Below are 23,695 nucleotides of genomic sequence, written 5' to 3'. Positions count from 1 at the left end.
GTTTGTGTTCAGAGCTCGTGTTCATAGTACTTGTTCATAATTCGGCTAGTTAACTGCTAGTTAGCATCGTTTTTAAGTGCTACTTTCTCAACCGGCGCATCAACATAAAACGGTCCAGTTTTCTGGCACTGGTTGTCATCGATTTCTGGCTAAACCTAAGCCATGCTCGAGCACGAGGCCAATCGAAACTAAGCAGCATCAACCCTCCAAGTACAAGGAGAATAGAGCCAGGTAATAAGGTAAGGATTATACCGCTGATCAGCAATAACCCACCGATGGTTAATCGCACTGCTTTCATGTTTATCTGTTCCGCTGAATATGTCTTAATGCCAAGATGCCATAAGTACTATCATTTCTTAACGCACTTGCTCTTACTTAATACATTTACTATCAGATAATGCGCTTTAGTGAGATAAAAGCCAATAAGTTAAATGTAACTAAGTGTAGCTGTCGTATTTTGACAGAGAATTATGTCAGAACGTTTGTTCAAAGTGTGATGGCTTTATTCAAGTAGTAAACTGCCTTGACAAACACGCAGTATGTACCCTCATAAATTAATTCTTTAACTCACTCAAGCAGATTGGGGTACTAAGGATATGTTAGTAGTGAAGGCGGTGTCAGTGTAACTGTGTAACATCGGGCAAAGGAAACTGTTTTGCTTTACATTTAAGACGTTGCCTTGGTACGCCTGCGTCCATGAATACTCTTCCCGCCGGTTTAAAGCCTAACGAGCGATGATAGTCTACGCTGTCGAGGTTGCATACGACATTGAGAGTAGGAAAAGCTTGTTGTTCTGCCGTTTTAAGAAGCGCGGCAAACAAAATTTTATAAATAGACAAAGTTCGATGGCTTCGCTTCACTGCTATTCGTCCTAATTCACCCCCTCTAGTGAGTCTTGCAGTTGCAACGGCCTCGTTATTATCGTCAACAACAAGGACGTGTGTTGCCGTGCTGTCCTGTTCATCAAATTCGCTGGTCTGCGGAATTCGCCACTCAACCACAAACACACTCTTTCTGAGTGCTTGAATGATTGGCTTTCCATTTTCCCAGCTGACGCTTTTAACCGTAAACGCCATATTGACATTCCACCGTATTAACTATTCCCAATATCCGTTGTTAATAAGTGTAGTTAATGTCTGCAAAAATGCAAAAGAGGGCGAGTCTTGGCTCGATGTAGCATCGAACGTGTTGCCTGAGGCGAGTATCTCATACCATTCAAAATCGTTTTCTGCCACATCGAATCGGCTACCATTGACGTACAAAGCGAGAGGCAGTCCGTTAGTACCGTCGCACAGCAACGGCCTTATACCGGGTGCAGGCTGAAAGCTTAGACCCGTTGCAAGCTCGTTAGACACCTGCTCAATGGTAACTTCTTGCTCTAATGGAAACTCAGGAATACCTTGTTCGCTCATTGCTTCTAATAGTGAGTGGGTATAATCCTTTGAATTAATGGTGTCGATTAACTGTTGTTTTAATGCATTAACATCGACAGCAATAACCTTCGCAGGCTGCAGTGTTGTTGGGCGGCAAGGGTCGCTAAAACGCTGGTTGCCAATGCCCTTATCAAGCATCATCGCAAGGCTTTCTGCAAGTTGAAGGTTATCAGGTGCACGATAACCAACAGAGTAGGTCATGCTGTCTTCTATTGTTTTGCCGTTGTGAGGCCAACCTGGCGGCACATAAAGCACATCGCCGGGCATCATTGTTTCATCAATGATGGGAGAGAAATCTTCAATTTGACGAAGCTTTCCATGGGGATGTATCTCAGCATAATTACCTGGCTCGCCTACTCGCCAACGTCGAGCGCCTTTTCCCTGCACCAAAAATACGTCGTACTGATCGATATGGGCGCCAACGCCGGCGCCCTCAGTAGCAAAGCTAACCATGAGATCGTCAAGGCGCCAATTTGGAATAAACGAGAAAGGCGCGAGCAGGGGCGTTACGTCCCCAATGTATTTGTCCACACCTTGAACGAGTAATGTCCATTGTCCTTGGCATACGCGCTCAAAGTCTTCTATTGGCCCTTCTTCTACATGCCATTGTCCATTGTCATGGCTGATTATTCTGCTGTCTACTTCACTTTCTTGTGCTAAGCCCGCGAGGTCGTTTTCATCAATAGGGTCGGCAAAGTTTTTAAAAAAACCTTTAAGTACAACAGGTTTCTGCTGCCAGTATTCATTGAGAAATGTGTCGATATCAAAGTTTTTCATAGTGTCTTGCTAAATAGCCTCGCTAAAAAGTCTTGCCAAAAACAGGAAAGAGAGAAAGAAAAAAGCGCGGTAAATAACCGCGCTTTGGTAGGGTTAATATACCCTTGCACTTACACTTATTACAGCTGGCCTACTAGTCTAATGGCATCGCCAATGTAATTAGCTGGTGTTAGCGCTTTTAACTCATCTTTAGCAGACTCTGGCATTTCAAGGTTATCAATAAAGGCTGCGATACCGTCAGCATCTACCTTTTTACCGCGAGTCAGCTCTTTTAATTTTTCATAGGGCTTTTCGATACCATAGCGACGCATCACGGTTTGAATTGGCTCAGCAAGAAGCTCCCAATTGTTATTAAGCTCGTTTGCGAGGCTTTTTTCGTTTACCTCAAGCTTACTAATGCCTTTAAGTGTAGCTTGGTATGCAATTACTGCATAACCCACACCCACACCTAAATTACGCAAAACGGTAGAATCGGTAAGGTCACGCTGCCAGCGAGAAATAGGCAGCTTAGCGGCTAGGTGGTCAAAAATAGCGTTGGCCAAACCTAGGTTGCCTTCTGAGTTTTCAAAATCAATAGGATTTACTTTGTGCGGCATGGTTGATGAACCAATTTCGCCGTCAACAGTTTTTTGCTTGAAGTGACCCAGTGCAATGTAGCCCCATACGTCTCTATCAAAGTCGATAAGAATGGTATTAAAGCGTGCAATTGCATCAAACATCTCGGCAATGTAATCATGGGGTTCGATTTGTGTGGTGAAGGGGTTCCACGTTAGGCCTAGAGATGTTACGAAGCTTTCTGACACACTGTGCCAATCCACATCTTTATAAGCTGATAGGTGAGCGTTGTAATTACCCACCGCACCATTGATTTTACCTAACAACTCAACATTTGCGATTTGCGTGCGCTGGCGTTTAAGGCGGATAGCCACGTTCGCCATTTCCTTGCCCATAGTGGTGGGAGATGCAGGCTGACCGTGAGTTCTTGCCATCATAGGTATTGATTGATATTTTTTTGCTAGTGCAATAAGCGCATCAATGAGTTTATCGCAGTAAGGCAATATAACGCTTTCACGAGCTTCATTAAGCATAAGTCCGTGAGATAGGTTGTTGATGTCTTCTGATGTACACGCAAAATGAATGAATTCGTTAACCGCTGAAAGCTCAGCATTATCGGCAACTTTTTCTTTCAGAAAATACTCAACCGCTTTTACGTCGTGGTTAGTGGTACGCTCAATATCTTTGATACGAGTGGCATCTTCAACACTGAATTCAGCCACAATGCTGTCTAAAAGTGCATTTGATGATTCAGAAAAAGCGGGAACTTCTTCAATGTGCTGGTTGTTCGACAGCATTTGTAGCCAACGAACCTCTACTTCTACTCGGTACTTTAATAAGCCATACTCGCTAAAAATGCTGCGTAATTCTTCGCTTTTGCCAGCATATCGACCATCGACAGGGGAAATTGCAGTTAACTGACTCAGTTCCACCTTGAGCTCCTCACTAGTTTATTAGTATGAGCGCCTTAACGGCACTAGTTGATTAATCTGAGCGCCTTAACAGCACTACTTAAAATTTGTTTGCGCTTGAACAAAATGTTGCGTCTTTTACCACCCATTTGTCGCCACATTACCGCCGCTCTGACCCCTGAAAGTAACACCGCTCGCACCTTATGTTGGGTAGCCGGTTGGCTTAGGTAGTCGGGATTGCCTGCAACCTGAATTCTAGGCGCTAGCGGGCTGACGACATCGCTGTAAATACTTGCAAGAGAAGACACAATTTGGGGATTTTGAAAGTCCACGTGGGCAAGCTGTCGCTGAACGTGTGAAATGCGATCGCCTAGCTCGTGCATGGCTTTGGATTTGCGCGCTAGCTTGCGCTCAAGGCCAAGAATACTCGCAATGTAACGAGTAAGCTCTGTATCTTTGGTTGCCTGCTTGTCGGAGAGTTGTGAAACCAGCGTAGAGTATCCCAACTGCAGGTTGCTCAGTTGACCAAACACCTGCTGTGGTGTTTCTGGGTCGGTAACAAGGATACTTGATAAGCTAGCCTCAATAGCATCACTATCTGCTGTCCCCTTTCTTGCCAGTTGCTGAACAAGCGCTGCCGCTTGGCATACACCGGCAAGGGCTAAGTTATCTTCAATATCTGCATCTAACATTATCGGATATAGCTCTCAATAATACCGCCACCTAAACAGACTTCATCGAGGTAAAAAACGGCTGATTGGCCTGGAGTAACGGCTTTTTGTGGCTCGTCGAACATGACTTCGATAGTGTCATTGTCTTTCGGCGTAATGGTACAAGGGATATCAGCCTGGCGGTATCGTGTTTTGACCATAGCCTTAAACGGCGCACTCACCTTTTCGCGGTCGACCCAGTGTAGCTGTTTCGCCACTAAACCTTTTGAATAGAGGCGAGGGTGGTCTGCACCTTGACCTACAATAAGGACATTACGTGCTACGTCTTTATCTACTACGTACCATGGGTCTTCACCAAATTTCGCAAGGCCGCCAATATGAAGCCCTTTACGCTGACCTAGTGTGTGATACATCAAGCCTTCGTGCTTGCCTATTTCCTCGCCTTCAGCGGTTTCAATAATACCCGGCTGTGCCGGCAGGTACTGCGCTAAAAAGTCTTTGAATTTTCGTTCACCAATAAAACAGATGCCCGTGGAATCTTTTTTATCATGTGTAATAAGACCTTGTTCTTCAGCTATTTTTCTAACCAGTGGCTTCTCAATGTCTCCTACGGGAAACAGTGTTTTGGCAACGTGCTCTTCGCCTAGTGTATAAAGAAAGTAGCTTTGGTCTTTGTTGTTGTCTAACCCGCGCAGCATTTGCCATTTACCGTCAACCTCGCGACGGCGTACATAGTGACCCGTTGCAATATAGTCGGCACCTAAGTCCTCTGCTGCAAACTCTAGAAACGCTTTAAATTTAATTTCCTTGTTGCACATAATGTCGGGGTTTGGTGTTCTACCCGCCTTGTATTCTTCAAGGAAATATTCGAATACGTTATCCCAGTACTCTGCAGCAAAGTTGATTGTGTGCAGTTCCATGCCAAGCTTGTCAGCAACTGCTTGGGCATCTTTTAAGTCTTCAGCTGCGGCGCAATATTCGTCGTTGTCATCTTCTTCCCAGTTTTTCATGAAAAGTCCTTCAACCTGATACCCCTGCTGTTGAAGCAGGTAAGCTGAAACGGATGAATCTACACCGCCGGACATTCCGACAATAACTTTTTTGCTGGCGTTTGAATCTATGTCAGTCACTACGTCTTGCACACTCAATAATTAGAAAATTGCAGGAAAAACCCAAGCTGTTCTCTGGGAGAGTTCTTTCAACCGGCTTTTTAACCGATTTTTCAATGTCGATTTCTAAATAAACGACAACTTTATTGCATATCAATTTTTAGGTCGCGGATTTTATCAGAATTGGAGGGGTAATTCACGCTAATATCTTTTCAATACGGCATGGCTTATAAAGGTAGGGTGTTTAAATCTAAGTTCAATATGAACAGCGGTTTTGACTCTTTCTCCCTATAGGTGCTGAGGCTAAAAAGGCGCGTGCCCTAGTACTGAATATAGGCTCTCAAAACACAGTGGATATTTCATCAAGCTATTTCACCACACTATTTCGTCACACTGTTTTACACACTATGCATCAATGCTTACGAACTTGCCGTTTTGAATACCGTCTATGGTCCAGTTTCCAACTCGATAACGAATCAGGCGCAGAGTAGGGTAGCCCACGTGCGCCGTCATTCGTCTAACTTGTCTATTGCGTCCTTCGGTAATGGTTATTTCAAGCCATGAAGTAGGAATAGACTGACGAAACCTTACAGGTGGGTGTCTATCCCATACCGTTGGCTCAGGCATCAATTTAACTTTGGCAGGTTTAGTCATGCCGTCTTTCAGCTCTACACCCGCTTGAAGTGACTGAATTGCAGCACTATCAGGAACACCTTCAACTTGAGCCCAATAGGTTTTGCTGGTCTTCGCTTTTGGGTGGGCAAGCTTGTGCTGTAATTTACCGTTGTTGGTAAGCACTAAAAGTCCTTCAGAGTCTCTGTCTAGTCGACCCGCCGCATACACATCAGGGACATCTATATAGTCTTTTAACGTTTCGCGACCGTCTGCATCGGTAAACTGAGAGAGCACCTGAAACGGTTTGTTGAAAAGAATAATTTTTGTGTCGGGCTGCATAGAAAGCCTGCTTAAAGTGGTATTGGTTTACGTGTTGTCGGGAAAAACTGTTGCTGCGACGCGGTTTTCATTTACGTGACGAAATTATACCCTGGTTACCTTCCCTGGACTTTGTATACTCTCCCCGACCCATCACCTTAATGGTGATCATACGTGTGAATCGTTCTGTCGTCACCCTTAGCGTGAACATGATCGTAGCATGGTTCAAATAAAGGTTCCTGTGTTTCCCGTTAATTGCCAAATGCTACTTACCTACGGTATCTCTTTGCTCTCTGGGACTAAATTGCCAATTAATACGTTGATCTTTAGCACTAAGACAATGGTATGACTTGTAACTCGAACTTTCGACCCTATACTAATGGACGCAACTGACGTAATAGGCTGTGCATTCGTTTATCCGTTGTAAATTGACAGAGTGATATGTGAAGAGCGTTTGTCGCAATGATTTGTCGCATTGATTGTCACAAAACACGCCGCTAAAGCGCATTGTTAACAGGATGTGCGGTGGGAAACGAAGACGAAAGAAAATAATCGCTTTTACAGTCAGAAGTGTAAAGTAAAGCGTAGGGTAATTACGTATTGCAATGACCATGGGCGCTGCCCTTCGTAGCGGGTTGTAGCAACAAAATGGATTAAAAACGGCAGCACTCTGCCGACTTAACAGAGGTATATAATGACCAAGTCTAAGATCATCTATACGAAGACGGATGAAGCGCCAATGCTGGCGACATATTCGTTACTTCCAATTATCAAGAAATTTGCTGCGGCGGCAGGCATCGATGTTGAACTAACCGACATTTCATTAGCCGCTCGTGTCTTAGCAAACTTTCCAGAGTATCTAAAAGAAGAACAAAAAGTACCGGATGCATTATCTGAACTTGGTGATTTGACTCAAGATCCTAATGTAAACATCATTAAGCTTCCAAACATCAGCGCGTCAATTCCACAGCTTCGTGCAACCATTAAAGAGCTAAACGACAAAGGGTTTAACGTACCTGCGTTTCCTGACTCGCCGAAGACCGATGAAGACAAAGAGATTCGCGAGCGTTACAGCAAAGTACTTGGTAGCGCAGTAAACCCTGTATTGCGTGAAGGTAACTCCGACCGCAGAGCACCAACAGCGGTTAAGAACTTCGCACGTAAGCATCCTCACTCAATGGGCGAATGGTCTCAAGCGTCTCGCTCACACGTGGCTCACATGCGCGGCGGTGACTTCTACTCAGCAGAGAAGTCGGTTACCGTTGAGAAAGACGGCTACGTAAGTATCGAATTTACGGGTAAAGATGGCAGTAAGAAAACCCTTAAGCCTCGTGTAGATTTGCTAGCTGGCGAAGTTATCGACGGCATGTTCATGAGTAAGAAAGCACTTTGTGAATTTTTTGAAGAACAAATTGAAGACGCGAAGAATACAGGCGTACTGTTCTCACTACACGTGAAAGCAACGATGATGAAAGTGTCGCACCCTATTGTATTCGGACACTGTGTTAAGGTTTTCTACAAAGACCTGTTCAACAAGTATGGCGACCTTTTCGACGAGTTAGGCGTTAACCCTAACAATGGCTTAGGTAGCGTTTACGACAAAATAGCGACCCTTCCCGAAAGTCAGCGTTCTGAAATCCAAAAAGACATCAATGCGTGTTATGCAGATAGACCACCCATGGCGATGGTTAATTCAGACAAAGGCATTTCAAACCTTCATGTGCCAAGTGACGTTATTGTTGATGCGTCGATGCCCGCAATGATCCGTAATTCTGGTCAAATGTGGGGACCTGATGGAAAAGCACACGACACCAAGGCGGTTATTCCAGAAAGTACTTACGCTACTATTTATCAGGAAGTGATTAACTTCTGTAAAACACATGGCGCTTTTGACCCGACAACAATGGGTACAGTGCCAAACGTTGGTCTAATGGCACAAAAAGCAGAAGAGTACGGTTCTCATGATAAAACATTTGAATTAGAAGCCGATGGTACAGTGTCTATCATAGACCAAGATGGCAACGTGCTTATTTCTCATGACGTTGAGGAAGGCGATATCTGGCGTATGTGTCAGGTGAAAGACGCGCCTATTCAAGATTGGGTGAAGCTAGCGGTGACTCGTTCACGTCAATCAGGCATGCCTGCGGTATTTTGGCTAGACGATGAGCGTGCACACGATGCCCAGCTTATTGAGAAAGTGAATGCCTACCTGAAAGATCACGATACATCTGGCTTAGACATTCAAATAATGTCTCCAGTGCGCGCTATTCGTTACAGCATGGAACGCGCAATTCGCGGCCTAGATACTATTTCGGTAACCGGTAACGTACTTCGTGATTACCTCACTGATTTGTTCCCAATTCTAGAGCTTGGCACCAGTGCTAAAATGCTATCTATCGTTCCACTGATGGCGGGCGGTGGCCTTTACGAGACGGGTGCAGGTGGTTCCGCGCCGAAGCACGTTCAACAGTTTGTTGAAGAAGGCCATTTACGCTGGGATTCACTTGGCGAATTCCTTGCGTTAGCGGTATCTTTGGAAGATGTTGCTATTAAGCACAAAAACCCGAGAGCGAAAATTCTTGCAGAAGCATTAGACAAAGCAACTGAAGCACTGCTTAACAACGGTAAGTCACCACAGCGTAAAGCAGGGCAGCTTGATAACCGTGGTAGCCACGTTTACCTTGGTCTGTATTGGGCACAAGAAGTGGCTAATCAAAGCGAAGATGCTGAGCTTGCTGCGCAGTTTAAGTCCGTTTATGACGAGCTTTCTGCAAAAATGGACGACATTATTGCAGAGATTGATGCGACACAGGGTAAAGCGCAAGAAATTGGCGGTTACTACTACCCAGACGAAGACAAGGTTTTCGCGGCAATGTCACCTAGTGAGACGCTTAAAGCAATTATCGGCGCTTAAGGGCTTGAGCATAGCTGATAGCGCGCAATTAGCGCATAAATACCGCGCTAATTAGTGCACATACCATAAACCCAGAAGTGTTGCTTCTGGGTTTTTTATTGCCTTTTTTTCGGCTGTAAGGCATGTTTCTGCTAAGGTTGATGCTAATGCTAATATCTATTTCAAGTGACAATTTATCGCTGCCATGTCTGTTTTTGTCAATTGACGACCGCTTTGGTCAATAAGTCACTGCGTTAGTCAATATGGCGTAATGCAAAGGGAGATTAATCATGAGTGATAAGCAACAAGGTTCGGTGATGTCGAGTGAACAGGCTGAAATGCAAAAGCAGGAAGCCGCGAACACTCTCACACTTCAACAAGAATTTCCCCCTTCCCGTTTTACGGATAAAGAGACTTACAAAGCAGAAGAAAAAGCGTTGCAAGAACAGCTTTTTCACATTCAACAAGCCTATTTTCATCAAAATCGACGCGCACTGATTGTTTTTGAAGGCTGGGACGCATCAGGGAAGGGAGGGGCAATAAGACGAGTTACTGAAAAGCTCGATCCCCGAGGTGTGAAGGTACTTCCTGTGTCTAAGCCTGATGAAGTAGAGCAGGCTAAGCATTTTCTATATCGTTTTTGGCGACACGTTCCCGCTCCCGGTAACATGACTATATTTGATCGTTCGCACTATGGACGAGTGCTAGTCGAACGCGTTGACCGATTGGCCAGTGATACACAATGGCAGCGTGGCTATCGAGAAATTAACGAGTTTGAAGAGACACTTCACAACAGCGGCGTTCGTATTGTGAAGCTGTTTATGCATATCTCTGCTGCAGAGCAACGAAAACGCTTTGAAGAAAGGCTTCGCAACCCCTATAAACGCTGGAAATTGACCGCAGAGGACCTACATAACAGTAGGCAACGACATCATTATATTAGTGCTATTAATGACATGTTTGCCAAAACAAACACGTCATTCGCACCGTGGAAAATTATTGATGGTGAGCATAAATGGCAGGCTAGGGTTGAAGTATTACGCGTCATAGTTGAGGCGTTGATTGCGGATATGAATATCGTGCCTCCTCCTCTTGATGAAGACTTAATAGGCATGGCAATAAAAGAACTCAACATTTCCTATGAACTCTCTGGCATCTAAATTTTTTTGCTGTCGAATCTTTTGTTGTAGATAAATGAGTACCCCACAATAGTCTACAACGCTACAGGACGTTCTGTTGTAGTTAAGAATACGCTTCATTTGGTTGGAATAAACACTAACTAGCTAGCCAAATGTGTTTCGTATTCACTTTGTTATTACAAATTTTCCATAATTAGGGAAAACGTTGATTCGGAAAACGGATCGAGTTGACTTTATTATAAGAAAAAAGGCCATGTTCAAGACAGCAGATATTGAACCTTTTTCATTTAAGGCTAACTGAAAAAAAGAGGGGTTAGAAGCGCCCGACATGGCAGTCGGGCTGCTTAGAATTTTTCTTTAACGCTCGGGTTCTTCTACAAAACCTATGTTCTCCGCATGCAAACCTTTCGGTCCTTGTTGTACTTCGAACTGAACTTCTTGACCTGCTTTCAATGAGCGATAGCCTTCCATCTGAATTGTTGAGTAGTGAGCAAATATGTCATCACCACCTTCTTCTGGAACGATAAACCCAAACCCTTTCGCGTTGTTAAACCATTTAACTTTGCCAACCGCCATACTTCGACTTCCTCTTAATCCTTGAACTCACACGTTTATGCCCCCATTATAGATCCGAGAGCCCAGTGTATTAAGTATCGATATAGACAGATACTCAATGTCACTAATAAAATGTAGATTTTTTAACCATATTATGTCAAGAGCTAATGCGAATTAATTTTATCCAAAAGTTTAACGACATCTGCCAGTAACACACTATTATTAAGTTATGAGTAAAGACAACGCTATTAGTATTGAAAAGGAAAAGCAAAAAGACGCGCAGCGACAAAAGCCGCAGCCGCCTCCCATGTATAAGGTGTTGTTGAATAATGACGACTACACACCAATGGATTTTGTTATAGAGGTTCTCACGCAGTTTTTCAATTTGGATGCTGAGAAGGCCAATCAACTTATGCTTACCGTGCATTATCAAGGTAAAGCGGTTTGCGGTGTGTTTACCGCGGAGATTGCAGAAACAAAAGTAATGCAAGTCAACCAGTACGCACGCAAACATCAGCACCCATTGATGTGCACTATGGAGCAGGCATAAGGTAATTTGTAGAGGGCGAGCAATATGTTAAATAAAGAATTAGAGCAAACGCTAAATAGTGCGTTTGTATTTGCCAGAGAGCACCGTCATGAGTTTATGACGGTAGAGCACTTGTTGTTGGCATTGCTGGACAACACAGCAGCTCGCGATGCACTGAAAGCGTGTGGTGCAGATGTTGAGGCCGTTAAAAGCGAACTGCTATCTTTTGTGAAAGATACTACGCCGCTAATTCTAGACGAGCAGCTAAACGAACGGGAAACCCAGCCAACGCTTGGGTTTCAAAGAGTGTTGCAGCGTGCGGTCTTTCATGTTCAATCTTCAGGTAAAGACGAAGTGACTGGCGCAAACGTGCTAGTAGCAATCTTTAGCGAACAAGAGTCGCAAGCGGTTTTCATTCTCAAGAAAGCAGATGTCACCAGGTTGGATGTGGTTAATTACATCAGCCATGGTGTGAGTAAAGCTGAAGATGATGAGTCAATCAATTCTGAAACCCCAGAAGAGGCTGAGAGCGGCGAAGAAAACGGTACAGCGTTAGGTAAATACGCTACCGATTTAAACCGCCATGCTAAAGATGGCAAAATTGACCCCCTCATCGGCCGTGATGCAGAGGTTGAACGTACGATTCAAATCTTATGCAGACGTCGTAAAAATAACCCTCTACTTGTTGGTGAAGCTGGTGTGGGTAAAACAGCCATTGCCGAAGGGTTAGCTTATCGTATTGTGAACGACGACGTCCCTGATGTCATTGCAGAAAGTACAGTTTACTCTCTTGACCTTGGCGGTTTACTGGCGGGAACAAAATATCGCGGCGACTTTGAAAAGCGTCTTAAGGCTATCCTTAAAGAGCTAAGCAAAGATGAACACGCCATATTATTTATAGATGAAATTCATACCATTATTGGTGCGGGTGCTGCCTCTGGCGGCGTCATGGATGCGTCTAACTTACTAAAACCTAAGTTATCAAGCGGCGAATTACGCTGTATTGGTTCAACGACGTATCAAGAATACCAAGGTATTTTTGAGAAAGACCGTGCCTTAGCGCGTCGTTTCCAAAAGGTTGATGTGACTGAGCCAAGTGTTAGCGACACTACGAAGATTTTACTTGGACTGAAAAGCCGTTACGAAGATCACCACAATGTGCGCTTCACGCAAAAAGCGATTCAGGCTGCGGCAGAATTGTCTGCTAAGTACATCAACGAAAGGCATTTGCCGGACAAAGCCATTGATGTCATGGATGAGGCAGGTGCTAGCCAGCGTCTACTTGCCCCTTCGAAGCGTAAAAAGACAATTAACGTAGGTGATATTGAGCAAATTATTGCAAAAATGGCTCGAATTCCTGAGAAGTCCGTTTCGGCATCTGACAAAGAAGTACTTAAAAACTTAGGGCGTAACCTTAAGATGGTAGTATTTGGTCAGGACAAAGCGATAGAGACGCTAAATGACGCTATATTGTTGTCTCGTTCTGGTTTAGGTGCTGAAACAAAGCCGATTGGTAGCTTTTTGTTCGCAGGTCCAACTGGCGTAGGCAAAACAGAGGTGACTCAACAGCTTTCCAACATTATGGGAGTTGAGTTGGTGCGCTTCGATATGTCTGAATATATGGAACGTCATTCTGTAAGCCGCTTAATCGGTGCGCCCCCAGGCTACGTGGGTTTTGACCAAGGCGGATTATTAACTGATGCGGTAATTAAAAATCCATATTCAGTAGTGCTACTGGACGAGATTGAGAAAGCTCACAGCGATATCTACAACATACTTCTGCAGGTTATGGACCATGGCACACTCACTGACAACAATGGCCGTAAAGTTGACTTCAGAAATGTTGTACTGGTAATGACAACAAATGCTGGTGTGCAAGAAACGGTGCGTAAGTCTATTGGCTTCAAGCAACAAGACCATAGCCACGATGCACTTAGTGAAATAAACAAGGTATTTACTCCTGAATTCCGTAATCGGCTTGATGGCATAATCTGGTTTAACCATCTGGATGCTGAGGTTATTCTGCAGGTAGTGGATAAATTTATTATCGAATTGCAGGCTCAGTTAGACGTGAAAGGCGTATCTTTAGAGGTGACATCAGAAGCTCGAGCTTACATGGCTGAAAAAGGGTATGACAAGTCAATGGGTGCACGTCCAATGGCACGCCTTATAAAAGACGAGCTTAAGAAAGAGCTAGCTAATGAGTTGTTGTTTGGTGAACTGGCGAAAGGCGGAAACGTAAAAGTACATTATGTTAATGATAAATTGACGTTTGAATACAGTGGTGTAGATACTAAGTCAGAACATGTTGAGCCGAGTTAAATATACAGCCAATAATCTTCTCAAAGGTTGTTAGCTTGACATCTAAGGCAAGTATTAACATCAGACCAAGCTGTTGCCTAGGTTGCAGCTTGGTTTACTCTACTCAGATGACAGTGCGGTCGCCCATACCTTTTGTGGTTTGACTTTCATCGTACAAATGAAAAAGCCCGATAACGAGATAGCTATCGGGCTTTTTTTATGCGTTACCGCTTCAATGGCTCATCATCTTGCGCGATAAATGATACGACCTTTGGTCAAATCATAAGGAGTCATCTCAACAGTGACCTTATCGCCAGTAAGAATTCGGATATAGTTCTTACGCATTTTACCAGAAATATGTGCAGTCACTACGTGACCATTCTCTAGTTCTACGCGGAACATAGTATTAGGTAGGGTGTCTTGCACCGTACCTTCCATTTCAATACAGTCTTCTTTTGCCATGTAAAGCAGTTACCTCAGTAATTCAAAATTTTTGCCGCGCAGACATTAACCAATCTTGCGGGCAGTGTAAAGCGATTAAGCTGGTTTTTTAGTAAATAGACGCCATTGGTTGTCTATAAACTGTTCAAAGGGGTGAAATTTGTGCTTATAGCTCATTTTTTGACAGCCCTCCACATAGTACCCTAGGTAAACGTGTTGATGGCCTGCTAATTTTGCCTGCTCAATTTGCATGAGGATCATCCACGTACCGAGAGATGAAGCAGCATAGTCGGGGTCAAAAAAGGTGTACAACGCCGATAACGCGCTAGTGTGTGCATTGTCCTCTAGTACGTCGGTTACTGCAACCGCTACAAGCTTATCATTGTCGTAAGCTTCCAAAAACTGCGGCGCCATCCATGTGCAGCTTAAAAAATTGTCGAATTGCTCATAGGAGGGCGGGTACATAGACCCATCCGAATGCCGTTCGTTGATGTAGCGTTCGTATAACGGATAATATTCTGGCTTTAAAGAAGTATGTAACTTTACAGATAGTGTGGCATTGCCTTTTAAAATCCGCTTTTGGCTGCGAGAGGGGGTGAACGCATCTACCGGGATCCTCACAGACTGACATTGATTGCAGCTAACACAGTGGGGGCGATAAATTTGCTCGCCACTGCGTCTAAAGCCAGCTTGAATGAGCTGTGAATAGCGCGCCGATAAAAATGAATCCTCCTGTGCATACACCAGTAAACGTTCTTCCTCGTTAGGAAGATAGCTACAAGAAAATGATTGTGTAATACCAAACTTCATGGCGTTATGACCCTTGGACGCCAGCGCTCTGCGTACTCAGAGCATATCTCACCCTGTGAATCCACTGTCTGATTATTCTCTTTTAACGTTCTAATGAAGGCTTTTCTGCTGACTGTGCGTGCGCCCAGTGAGGCCAAATGCTCTGTAGGTAATTGGCAATCTATAAATGCCATTTGTTGTGAACGCATGTGCTCGACAAGGGCAACCATTGCAAGTTTAGATGCATTACTTTTTTTGTGAAACATAGACTCACCGCAGTACACCTTACCAATACCTACGCCGTAAAGGCCGCCAACGAGTTCATCGTTTTCCCATACCTCAACAGAGTGGGCAATTCCTAAACCATATAGCTGCGAATAGGCAGCTTTCATATCGTCGGTAATCCACGTTTCGTTAGAAACGCCGCTTCCAGATTGCGTAACCCGAGGTATTGCAGAGCAAGTATCGATGACTCTATCAAATGCATGATTAAGAGTTACCGTGTATTTTCGCTGTCTGACGAGTTTCTTTAAACTTTTTGAAACACTGAAATCGTCTAAATTAATAATGACTCGCGGATCAGGAGACCACCATAATAAGGGCTCGTCATCACTGAACCAAGGAAAGATGCCTTGAGAATAGGCAGAAAACAAACGTTGCGGGCTGAGGTCGCCGCCAAAAGCAAGCAAGCCATTAGGATCGTCTAACGCCTCATGTACCGGGGGGAAGGGCGCATTATCTTCAATGTAGTGTAATGCTAGCATAAGAGAGGCCTCACAAATTCTTATCAGGATAAGTAAGGCCTATATCGTGATTACCCTTGTTCAGAAGCCATTCCGTCCAAGAATTTTTCTGCATCAAGTGCTGCCATACAGCCAGTGCCGGCAGACGTGATCGCCTGACGATAGACGTGGTCACTAACGTCACCGGCGGCAAAAACGCCTTCAACGCTAGTTTGTGTGGCGTTACCGTGCAAACCACTATTCACAACAATATAGCCGTCTTTCATAGTGAGCTGGTCGGCAAATATATCTGTGTTTGGTTTGTGGCCAATGGCGATGAATAAGCCCATTACATCAATCTCTTCAGTGGCATCGCCGTCGGTATCTTTGATTCGGATTTTAGTCACGCCCATATCATCACCAAGTACTTCATCTAATGTCTTATTCAGATGCAATACCACGTTGCCGTTTTCCGCTTTGTCTCGTAGACGTTGCTCAAGGATCTTCTCACTTCTGAAAGTATCTCTTCTATGGATAACATGAACTTCAGACGCAATATTAGACAAATATAGCGCTTCTTCTACCGCGGTATTACCACCGCCAACAACCGCTACTTTTTGGTTGCGATAGAAAAATCCGTCACAGGTTGCGCATGCCGATACACCTTTGCCCATAAAGGCTTGTTCTGACTCAAGGCCAAGGTATTTAGCTGATGCACCTGTTGAAATGATAAGTGCGTCACAAGTGTAAGTACCGTTATCACCGTGTAGGGTAAATGGGCGTTTGCTTAGATCAGTCTTGTTGATGTGATCAAAAATGATCTCAGTATCAAATTTTTCAGCATGCTTTTGCATGCGAACCATCAAATCAGGGCCCGTTAGTCCCTCAGGATCGCCAGGCCAGTTTTCAACTTCGGTGGTGGTCGTAAGCTGTCCGCCTTGCTGAATACCGGTTAAAAGTACCGGTTTCAAGTTAGCACGCGCTGCATAAACTGCTGCCGAGTAACCCGCAGGACCCGAACCTAAAATAAGTAGACGGACGTGTCTGCTCTCTGACATTTTCCTCTCCAATAACACCCATAAACAGGGCAGCTAGACTATTCAAATCGTTGTATAAAGGGAAGTGAGGTCGTTTGGATTAAAATCAACCTTTACACCCCCACTCTTTTCAGTCGTGTATGCTGAAAAAATGCCGGCGAGCCCTTTAGACAGAATTCACCTACCATTTCAATTCACATAATGCCGATAACCATATCAATATTCGAACATGTTCGTAGATAAAAATTTTCAAATAGGAGGCAACATAAATTAAGAATCAGCAATCTAACGCAAAAACATGGCAAAAAAAGTGGGCAACACATCAGTGTTTCTTGTATTAAATGTAAAGAAGTTTACACTTTAAGTAATACGTAAAATTATTTCACGAATCAATACGCACGTTTAGAGGTGAAGCATGTCTCAGCCAGTGAAGACAATGTTGCAAGACGGCCAACAATACATGAAAACATGGCCCATGAGGAAAGAGCTGTATGGTTTTTTCCCAGAGTGCAGAGTTGTGGCTGCCACTAAATTCGCTATAAAGACTATGCCGCCAGCCACCATGGTGATATGTTTACTGCTGCTTCAAAACTTAGGTACGCAGTTTATTCCACAGACTATTGCCATGGGTATGTTTTTTCTTAGTCTCCCCATACAAGGTTTGCTGTGGTTAGGCCATCGCTCTGACCAATATTTACCCCCCCAGTTGAACAGCTGGTACCAAGAAATACATTCTTCAATGCGCTCACAGGGCTGTAAAGTCGCTTCGGTTAACTCAAAGCCAAAATATAAAGAACTTGCACAGTTACTTAGAACAGCGTTCAAAGACTTAGACAATGCGTTTACCGAAAATTGGTTTAATTAAGTATTCTGTTTTAGTTCTGAATTACACTTCCTACAACGATAGCGAGTACCGGTGAGAATGCTTTTATGGCGTCGCATTGACAGGGCATGCTCACTGCATTCACAGAAATAAGCCACGGTGTTCGTTACAGCTTTGACATCAAAGCAATGGGTCGTTTTTGCCTCACATCCAAACACCTCAATCATAATGCTTTGCCACTCTTCACCGTGAGGCTTCACCCGTCCAAACAAAGTCCAAACCAGTAAATGACTAACCTCATGGGGGATCACCTCTTCTAAAAATGCCTGTTGATTTTGCTTAAAAAGTAAAGGGTGTAAGTTTATCCTGTTTTGTTGCAAAAAAGCAGTGCCTGCGTTTTTACCAGAGCGGCGAAACGACAGGTGAGGGCGGAGGAATCGCCTTTTAAAATATTGCTCGGCTTTGTCATAACAAGAGGACAAAGCAGCATGAATTTCCTGTTGCTGTTCCTCAGATAAGTCACGAATGGCGATTGCGTTTGTCCTTTTAATGTTAATTGAATTGCCCAGCGTATTGTCCCAGATGAATTGCAATATGCTGTGCTATAAAAAGGATTAGTAATAAGTCTAGAAAAAAAAAACGCCGTGTAAACGGCGTTTCCTCTTTGGCGAAGCGAGGTCAATCCTTGAAGGCGTATTATCTCACATCACATGGTAAGCACAATATGTAGGTGCCTCTTGGATCGTTAAGCTTGTTAAGGGTATTAAATTCACCCATAACGCGCTTTAACTCATTAACAAGGGCAGAGTTACTGTTGCCAAACTGCCATTTGCCAACAATTGTCATTGCCTGACCAAAAAATTCTTTCCAAAATAACTCTTGAGCTGAAAGGCTTCGCTGTAGATACACTTCATCGTAGTTTTCTAACTCAGCAAGCTCTGCAGCAGCCGCTACTGCATCATCAAGCTCACCGAGCTCATCAACAAGGCCTAACTCTAATGCGTCTTCACCAATCCACACGCGTCCTTGAGCAACAGTGTCAACTTCTTCAACAGTCATATCTCTAGCGTTTGCCACTAAAGATAAAAAGTTACTATAGGTGTTTTCCACATTGCGCTGAAGGATTTGTCCAAACGCTGGTGACAACGCTCTTGCTGGCGATAAGCCTGTAATGTCGGTCGATCCAACGCCATCGCTGTGTATGCCTAAGTAATCTAATGAATTCTCGTAGGTCATAAACATACCAAATACACCGATAGAACCTGTGATTGTGCTTGGACTCGCTATAATCTTATCGGTGCTCGCTGCTATCCAATAACCGCCAGATGCTGCATAAGTACTCATTGAGGATATAACAGGCTTACCAGCTTGCCGCAGCTGTAATATTTCTTGGCGAATCACTTCTGAGGCAAATGCGCTACCTCCTGGAGAGTCTATTTGCAGCACTACTGCTTTGATGTTGTCGTCTAAGCGAGCCTTACGCAGCAAGCGTGCTGTGCTGTCGCCACCAATGGTGCCGGCTTTTTGATTACCATCTAAAATGGTGCCTTTTGCCACTACGATTGCCACCTTGTCCATATCATTATTGACCTTAGGCATTGGTGGATTAATGACTTTCAAATAGGTGTTAAAAGCTGTGAGGTTAATCCCCTGCTGGTTATCACCTTCACCCACTAATTGAATAAGCTCTTGTCTCACTTCTTCGCGGGTTTTAAGTGCGTCCACCCAATTATTGTCTAGGGCATATTGAGCGAAATCGCCTCCAGCAGCCTCAAACTTAGAAAGCAATTCGTTAGCCGTTTCATCGAAGTTAGTGACATCTATACCGCGGGCCGCAGCAACATCCTCTTTATACTGCTTCCAATACCCGTCTAACCACTGCTTTTCTGCTTCTTTTGCTTCAGCAGACATATCATTTCTCATTATCGGTTCCACTGCCGACTTGTACGTCCCCACTCTGAAGATATGTGTGGTTACTTTGAGTTTGTCCAGCATGTCTTTGAAGTACAAACCGTAACGGCCGTAACCTTCCAATAAAAGGCCGCCCATTGGATTTAAATATACATGGTCTGCTTGTGCAGCGAGATAGTATTGATCCTGAGAGTAATAATCGCCTATTGCGTAAACGGGCTTTTCTGATTCTTTAAATGACTCAATGGCTTCTGCCACAACGCGAAGCTTGTCTAGTCCACCTCCGGTAAGCCCTTGAAGGTCTAGCACAAGCGCTTTAATTCTTCTGTCTTTCGCCGCGTTCGCAAGCACCTCTACAACATCGCGTACAAGTACTTCTGGGTTGTCTGGTTCGCTGCCCAATGACTCTTGCAAAAACTGCTCGAAGGGATCAACACTTTCTTTTTCAATCACCAGCTGGCCATTGAGCGTAAGATATAACGCACTGTTGGATTTAACTGTAAGTTGCTCACCGTCTTGGTTGGCGATGGCCATGATTATGCCAACGAAAATTACAATGAATATTACGTTGAAGAAAAGTTTGCGGGTGAAGTTCAATACCGTCCACAAGCCAATAAACAAGGATTTAGTCCAATTTCCCTTGGCCGCCATATTTTACTACCTTTTTCAAAAGTGTGATTGTCTTTTAAAGTTTGACTGTCTTTTAAAGTTAGAGCGTTACGTGTGATGGTAAATCTAACTTCGCTTTTTTATTATGGTACCTGTTTAGCATAAGATCGCTAAGTTAATTGTAATTTTTTGTAACTCCCACCGATAAAACAGCTTTAAGCGCGTTAAAACTAATACCATTTTGGCATCGTTTTGCGTCCACATTGAGTCGATGAGCAAAATTCCATCAAAGGTTTGTGTAATAAAGCTACCGATGCTGATATGTCCAACAAAGTCGAAATTATCAAACAACTAGGTTGGCTAAGAATAGTGGTGTCAAAAAGTTCGCTTGTTTATTTCATATATATGTAGGTCTAGGGACGACTATTATGTCACTACTTATCGTGTTCTAGCCAGCTAGCAATGAGTTTTGCAATTCGCTTGTGGTCATTTTCACTCATCAGCATAAGCAAGTTTCCTGAGGTTGATTGATAACCTGTTTTTAATTGACCTTTTTTCATCAAACGAGACAACGGAGACGGGTTAGGCGTTTTATTAGATGACGTGTTCAAAACCTTAGTCTCCTCGTCGATTATGCCTTATGTATATTCACAATACGCAATCTGACTATAAAAGGATTACGTAGTCACACACGCAATAGGCCGTTCGCTCTTAACAATATGGTAGAATAGAAAACTGTTGTGTTGCGATTATGTGAGTACATTTAATGTCAAGCAAGGTAGTTTTGGTCGACAGCCACGGCTGTCCTCCGTAAGATTGACCTACAAACGAATTCGTTTCTTTATCAAAATACTGACGCCACAGTACATCAATATCGTGTTTTAATGAGGCGTCATCAAGGAGGCCCCAAAGTGGATGCATTATCTCTACTTCTTAATCGAAGCTCTCAGCCACGCTTAAATGAGCCTGCTCCAAGCGGAGATGCGTTGGAAAACATTATGCAAGCGGCATTACGTGCCCCTGATCATGCTTGCCTTACCCCATGGCGATTTGTGGTATGCCAAGGCAAAGGGTTAAACAAGCTTGGGTCACTTTTTGAAACATCTGCAATTGAAAACGACAAAAGTCAGAAAGAAATAGAAAGAGCGCCACAACTTCCTTTGCGTGCGCCTATGGTTATTGTTGCCATTGCACAATACAAAGAGCACGAAAAAGTACCTCGTGTTGAGCAGATAGCGTCTGCCTCTTGTGGCGTAATGGCCATGCAAATGGCTGCAGTAGCACAAGGGTTTAACGGTATGTGGCGCACAGGTAGCTACGCACAGTGTCCCGTTGTGAAAAGTGGACTAGGAATGTCAGAAGAAGATGAACTCGTTGGGTTTTTGTATTTAGGTACGCCAGCTTTTGAGCCAGCACCAAAGCCAAAACGTGACACTACTGCGTTTTTTGAGCAGTGGAGTTAATAAAAAACCCGGCTACTTGATATAAATTTAAAGGCGCACGTTGCGTGCGCCTCGAACCGCTGATTTCCTATGTGGCATCTAGAAAATATGGCTTTAAGCGTAACGTTTAAAAAACTTGAAGCGTGACGTTATAACCAGCAAATTTTCGTATGTTAATGACCCTGTCACCATCAAGCATCCAGTATTGCCCTTTAATACCCTTAAGCTCACCAGAAAAGTCAGGGGTTTTGTCGAGATTAATCGACTTTATTTTATCTGGGTAACTGTCGACGGGAAAGTTGATTTGATGTACTTTCGACGCTACCTCAGATACAGCTTGAAGCCCTTTTTCTTGTTTTAATACAGCAAGTTCATCAGAAATTTTTTCCATAAGCTCGTGTTTTACCGCTATCAAATCCACTTCATCTGGCTTGCCTTTTAACATGGTGCGCCAGTTGGTCTTATCGGCAATATGCTTTTTGCATAACGTTTCCACAAGCCCGCTAGTTAACCTGTCTGGAACGCGCAACATAACCGTGGCTTGCGTTGCGCCTTGGTCCATCCAGCGAGGCGAGACAGATTCGGTTATTTCTCGGGTAATACCCACTTTCACGTTGCCTGTATTAGCTAAGTAGACAAAGTGTTCGTTAAAACAGTGGGCCTCGCCCCATTCTGGCTCGCGACACGTACCTTCGTGGTAATGGCACTTTTCAGGTTTTATAATACAGCTGTCGCACTGAGCAAGTGAAATTAGGCAAGGGTAGCAATAACCCTGGTTGAAACTCTTTTTGGTTTTTCGGCTGCAGTGAACACAGTGAATTTCATTGTTAAAGGACAATGAAATCTCCCGACCTATCAGTGCGTTCATGTCTACGCTGCTATCTCCAATAGGGAGTTCATAGCAAACTTCACTATTATCAAATGCATGAGTACGCATTTTTCGTAATGCACCAGAATAACGTTGTGTCAAAATTTAATACCTTATTCGCTTAATTCGCCGCGCAGGTTGGCGGTGAGCAGTAAATTGATTTGTTCAAACGAGAGATTTTTACTTAATAAATAATGCAGTTTTGCTAGTGCAGCCTCTGGGGTCATATCACTGCCCGAGAGCACGCCAACTTCTTGCAGGCCATGGCCGGTTGCATACCCACCCATGTTTACTCTACCGCGCATGCATTGAGTGCAGTTAACCACCGGTATTTCTCTGGATTTAGCGTATTGCAACTGCTCAATCAGTTTTGGGTTTTGTGGGGCATTGCCTACACCGTAACTGAGTAATATAAGCGCGTTTACAGGTTGTTGAAGTGTGTTTTTTATCACTTCAGGCGCAATTCCCGGATACAGGCTCACCATGCCGATGGGCTGAGCGGATACATTGGAAACGGTCAGCTTTTTATCTGACGCTTTTGCTAAAACACCTGCTTTAAGCCGAATATTTATTCCAGCTTCCAGTAGAGGAGGGAAGTTGGGTGAGTCAAAGGCATTAAAGCCGTCTGCATCTACCTTACGGCTGCGATTTCCGCGCAGTAAACGATTGTTAAAAAATAACCCGACTTCTGCGATAGGGTAGTTGGCGGCAATAAACAGGGCATTTAACAAGTTTACCTGACCATCTGAGCGCAGTTCAGCCAGCGGTATTTGAGAGCCCGTCACTATCACAGGTTTGGCTAAGTCTTCGAGCATAAAGCTTAGGGCCGACGACGTGTAGGCCATGGTGTCGGTACCATGCAAAATAATAAAGCCGTCGTAGTCGTCATAGTTATCAGCTATATCGTCAGCAATGCGCTGCCAATCCGATGGATCCATATCCGAAGAGTCGATTAAGTTGTCGTACTCATGAATAGTAAAAAGGGGCATTTCACTGCGGTTAAACTCAGGCATTTTCGCCAGCGTTTCTGTTAAAAAACCAGCAGCAGGCACATACCCTTGACTCGATGGCTTCATCCCTATGGTGCCGCCTGTATAGGCGATATAAATATGTTTACGCATGAATACCCTGTTGTCAGCTTTTGCCATTTTTTACAATAAGTGTGGCTGCATTTTAGCAGTCGTCCTTACTTTGTCACTCGTTATACAAAAAAGGCGGCTCGCTATTAACGGCCGCCTCTTATTGAC

At 44.0% G+C, this 23,695-nt stretch carries 23 protein-coding genes; 6 read left to right on the top strand and 17 right to left on the bottom strand.

The genetic code is table 11. The features are described from left to right. Positions 1-79 precede the first annotated feature (79 nt). The 7 genes from ACOJR9_RS10770 to ACOJR9_RS10740 all read right to left on the bottom strand — a co-directional run bounded on the left by ACOJR9_RS10770 (position 80) and on the right by ACOJR9_RS10740 (position 6,410). Positions 80-298: a PGPGW domain-containing protein gene (locus tag ACOJR9_RS10770; protein ID WP_420932990.1), complete on the bottom strand. Its 219-nt coding sequence runs from the start codon at positions 296-298 to the stop codon at positions 80-82. Positions 299-617: 319 nt separating this feature from the next. After that, positions 618-1,076 carry a GNAT family N-acetyltransferase gene (locus ACOJR9_RS10765; RefSeq protein WP_420932989.1) on the bottom strand — a complete coding sequence of 153 codons (459 nt, stop codon included), beginning with the start codon at positions 1,074-1,076 and terminating at the stop codon, positions 618-620. A gap of 21 nt (positions 1,077-1,097) precedes the next feature. Further along, positions 1,098-2,210: a JmjC domain-containing protein gene (locus ACOJR9_RS10760; RefSeq protein WP_420932988.1), complete on the bottom strand. Its 1,113-nt coding sequence runs from the start codon at positions 2,208-2,210 to the stop codon at positions 1,098-1,100. 119 nt (positions 2,211-2,329) lie between these two features. Then, positions 2,330-3,697 carry an adenylosuccinate lyase gene (gene purB / locus ACOJR9_RS10755; protein WP_420932987.1) on the bottom strand — a complete coding sequence of 456 codons (1,368 nt, stop codon included), beginning with the start codon at positions 3,695-3,697 and terminating at the stop codon, positions 2,330-2,332. Positions 3,698-3,741: 44 nt separating this feature from the next. Further along, positions 3,742-4,368 (bottom strand): high frequency lysogenization protein HflD, encoded by a 627-nt coding sequence (gene hflD / locus ACOJR9_RS10750; RefSeq protein WP_420932986.1) that lies wholly within the window; start codon positions 4,366-4,368, stop codon positions 3,742-3,744. Continuing rightward, on the bottom strand, positions 4,368-5,432 hold the full coding sequence (gene mnmA, locus ACOJR9_RS10745) for a tRNA 2-thiouridine(34) synthase MnmA (protein WP_420936107.1): 1,065 nt from the start codon (positions 5,430-5,432) through the stop codon (positions 4,368-4,370). The genes hflD and mnmA overlap by 1 nt, the downstream gene beginning before the upstream one ends. Positions 5,433-5,861: 429 nt before the next feature. Continuing rightward, the gene (locus ACOJR9_RS10740; RefSeq protein WP_420932985.1) at positions 5,862-6,410 is read right to left on the bottom strand and encodes an rRNA large subunit pseudouridine synthase E; all 549 of its coding nucleotides are present in this window, start codon (positions 6,408-6,410) and stop codon (positions 5,862-5,864) included. Between the two features lie 673 nt (positions 6,411-7,083). Here ACOJR9_RS10740 and ACOJR9_RS10735 point away from each other — a divergent pair. Beyond that, on the top strand, positions 7,084-9,303 hold the full coding sequence (locus ACOJR9_RS10735; RefSeq protein WP_420932984.1) for an NADP-dependent isocitrate dehydrogenase: 2,220 nt from the start codon (positions 7,084-7,086) through the stop codon (positions 9,301-9,303). 269 nt (positions 9,304-9,572) lie between these two features. Continuing rightward, complete coding sequence (locus ACOJR9_RS10730) at positions 9,573-10,442, top strand: polyphosphate kinase 2 family protein (protein WP_420932983.1); 870 nt, start codon at positions 9,573-9,575, stop codon at positions 10,440-10,442. Positions 10,443-10,778: 336 nt separating this feature from the next. Here ACOJR9_RS10730 and cspD read toward each other — a convergent pair whose 3' ends face one another. Continuing rightward, positions 10,779-10,997: a cold shock domain-containing protein CspD gene (cspD, locus tag ACOJR9_RS10725; RefSeq protein WP_032096523.1), complete on the bottom strand. Its 219-nt coding sequence runs from the start codon at positions 10,995-10,997 to the stop codon at positions 10,779-10,781. Positions 10,998-11,205: 208 nt separating this feature from the next. Between cspD and clpS the strand changes: the two genes are divergently transcribed. Beyond that, on the top strand, positions 11,206-11,526 hold the full coding sequence (clpS, locus tag ACOJR9_RS10720) for an ATP-dependent Clp protease adapter ClpS (protein ID WP_032096522.1): 321 nt from the start codon (positions 11,206-11,208) through the stop codon (positions 11,524-11,526). 24 nt (positions 11,527-11,550) lie between these two features. Beyond that, positions 11,551-13,827 (top strand): ATP-dependent Clp protease ATP-binding subunit ClpA, encoded by a 2,277-nt coding sequence (gene clpA, locus ACOJR9_RS10715; protein ID WP_420932982.1) that lies wholly within the window; start codon positions 11,551-11,553, stop codon positions 13,825-13,827. 222 nt (positions 13,828-14,049) lie between these two features. Here the strand turns inward: clpA and infA are convergent, their stop codons facing one another. From infA to trxB, 4 genes are all read right to left on the bottom strand, one after another. Beyond that, positions 14,050-14,268 carry a translation initiation factor IF-1 gene (infA, locus tag ACOJR9_RS10710; RefSeq protein ID WP_013784390.1) on the bottom strand — a complete coding sequence of 73 codons (219 nt, stop codon included), beginning with the start codon at positions 14,266-14,268 and terminating at the stop codon, positions 14,050-14,052. A gap of 75 nt (positions 14,269-14,343) precedes the next feature. Then, positions 14,344-15,057 (bottom strand): arginyltransferase, encoded by a 714-nt coding sequence (locus tag ACOJR9_RS10705; protein ID WP_420932981.1) that lies wholly within the window; start codon positions 15,055-15,057, stop codon positions 14,344-14,346. Continuing rightward, positions 15,054-15,800, bottom strand: a complete 747-nt coding sequence (gene aat / locus ACOJR9_RS10700) for a leucyl/phenylalanyl-tRNA--protein transferase (protein WP_420932980.1) — start codon at positions 15,798-15,800, stop codon at positions 15,054-15,056. The genes ACOJR9_RS10705 and aat overlap by 4 nt, the downstream gene beginning before the upstream one ends. A 50-nt stretch (positions 15,801-15,850) precedes the next feature. After that, on the bottom strand, positions 15,851-16,816 hold the full coding sequence (trxB, locus tag ACOJR9_RS10695; protein WP_420932979.1) for a thioredoxin-disulfide reductase: 966 nt from the start codon (positions 16,814-16,816) through the stop codon (positions 15,851-15,853). Between the two features lie 394 nt (positions 16,817-17,210). On the opposite strand from trxB, the gene yfbV reads away from it, so the two are divergent. Continuing rightward, entirely contained in the window at positions 17,211-17,660 is a 450-nt protein-coding gene (yfbV, locus tag ACOJR9_RS10690; protein WP_420932978.1) for a terminus macrodomain insulation protein YfbV, read from the top strand. Here yfbV and ACOJR9_RS10685 read toward each other — a convergent pair. From ACOJR9_RS10685 to ACOJR9_RS10675, 3 genes are all read right to left on the bottom strand, one after another. Continuing rightward, positions 17,657-18,211 carry a SprT family zinc-dependent metalloprotease gene (locus ACOJR9_RS10685; protein ID WP_420932977.1) on the bottom strand — a complete coding sequence of 185 codons (555 nt, stop codon included), beginning with the start codon at positions 18,209-18,211 and terminating at the stop codon, positions 17,657-17,659. The two genes, yfbV and ACOJR9_RS10685, sit on opposite strands and share 4 nt — an antisense overlap. Before the next feature lie 103 nt (positions 18,212-18,314). Continuing rightward, entirely contained in the window at positions 18,315-20,180 is a 1,866-nt protein-coding gene (gene sppA / locus ACOJR9_RS10680) for a signal peptide peptidase SppA (protein ID WP_420932976.1), read from the bottom strand. Positions 20,181-20,572: 392 nt separating this feature from the next. After that, positions 20,573-20,749 (bottom strand): hypothetical protein, encoded by a 177-nt coding sequence (locus ACOJR9_RS10675; RefSeq protein ID WP_420932975.1) that lies wholly within the window; start codon positions 20,747-20,749, stop codon positions 20,573-20,575. 300 nt (positions 20,750-21,049) lie between these two features. On the opposite strand from ACOJR9_RS10675, the gene ACOJR9_RS10670 reads away from it, so the two are divergent. Then, a complete protein-coding gene (locus ACOJR9_RS10670) occupies positions 21,050-21,601 on the top strand; it encodes an NAD(P)H nitroreductase (RefSeq protein ID WP_420932974.1) in 552 nt (183 codons plus the stop codon). A gap of 106 nt (positions 21,602-21,707) precedes the next feature. Here the strand turns inward: ACOJR9_RS10670 and ACOJR9_RS10665 are convergent, their stop codons facing one another. After that, positions 21,708-22,550: a DUF2797 domain-containing protein gene (locus ACOJR9_RS10665; RefSeq protein ID WP_420932973.1), complete on the bottom strand. Its 843-nt coding sequence runs from the start codon at positions 22,548-22,550 to the stop codon at positions 21,708-21,710. Positions 22,551-22,561: 11 nt separating this feature from the next. Then, positions 22,562-23,569, bottom strand: a complete 1,008-nt coding sequence (gene ansA / locus ACOJR9_RS10660; protein WP_420932972.1) for an asparaginase — start codon at positions 23,567-23,569, stop codon at positions 22,562-22,564. Between the last annotated feature and the right edge of the window lie 126 nt (positions 23,570-23,695).

Origin of the sequence: Alteromonas ulvae, assembly GCF_048987005.1 — a bacterium.
GTDB lineage: Bacteria > Pseudomonadota > Gammaproteobacteria > Enterobacterales > Alteromonadaceae > Alteromonas.
This window is presented reverse-complemented; position numbering and strand designations above follow the sequence as displayed.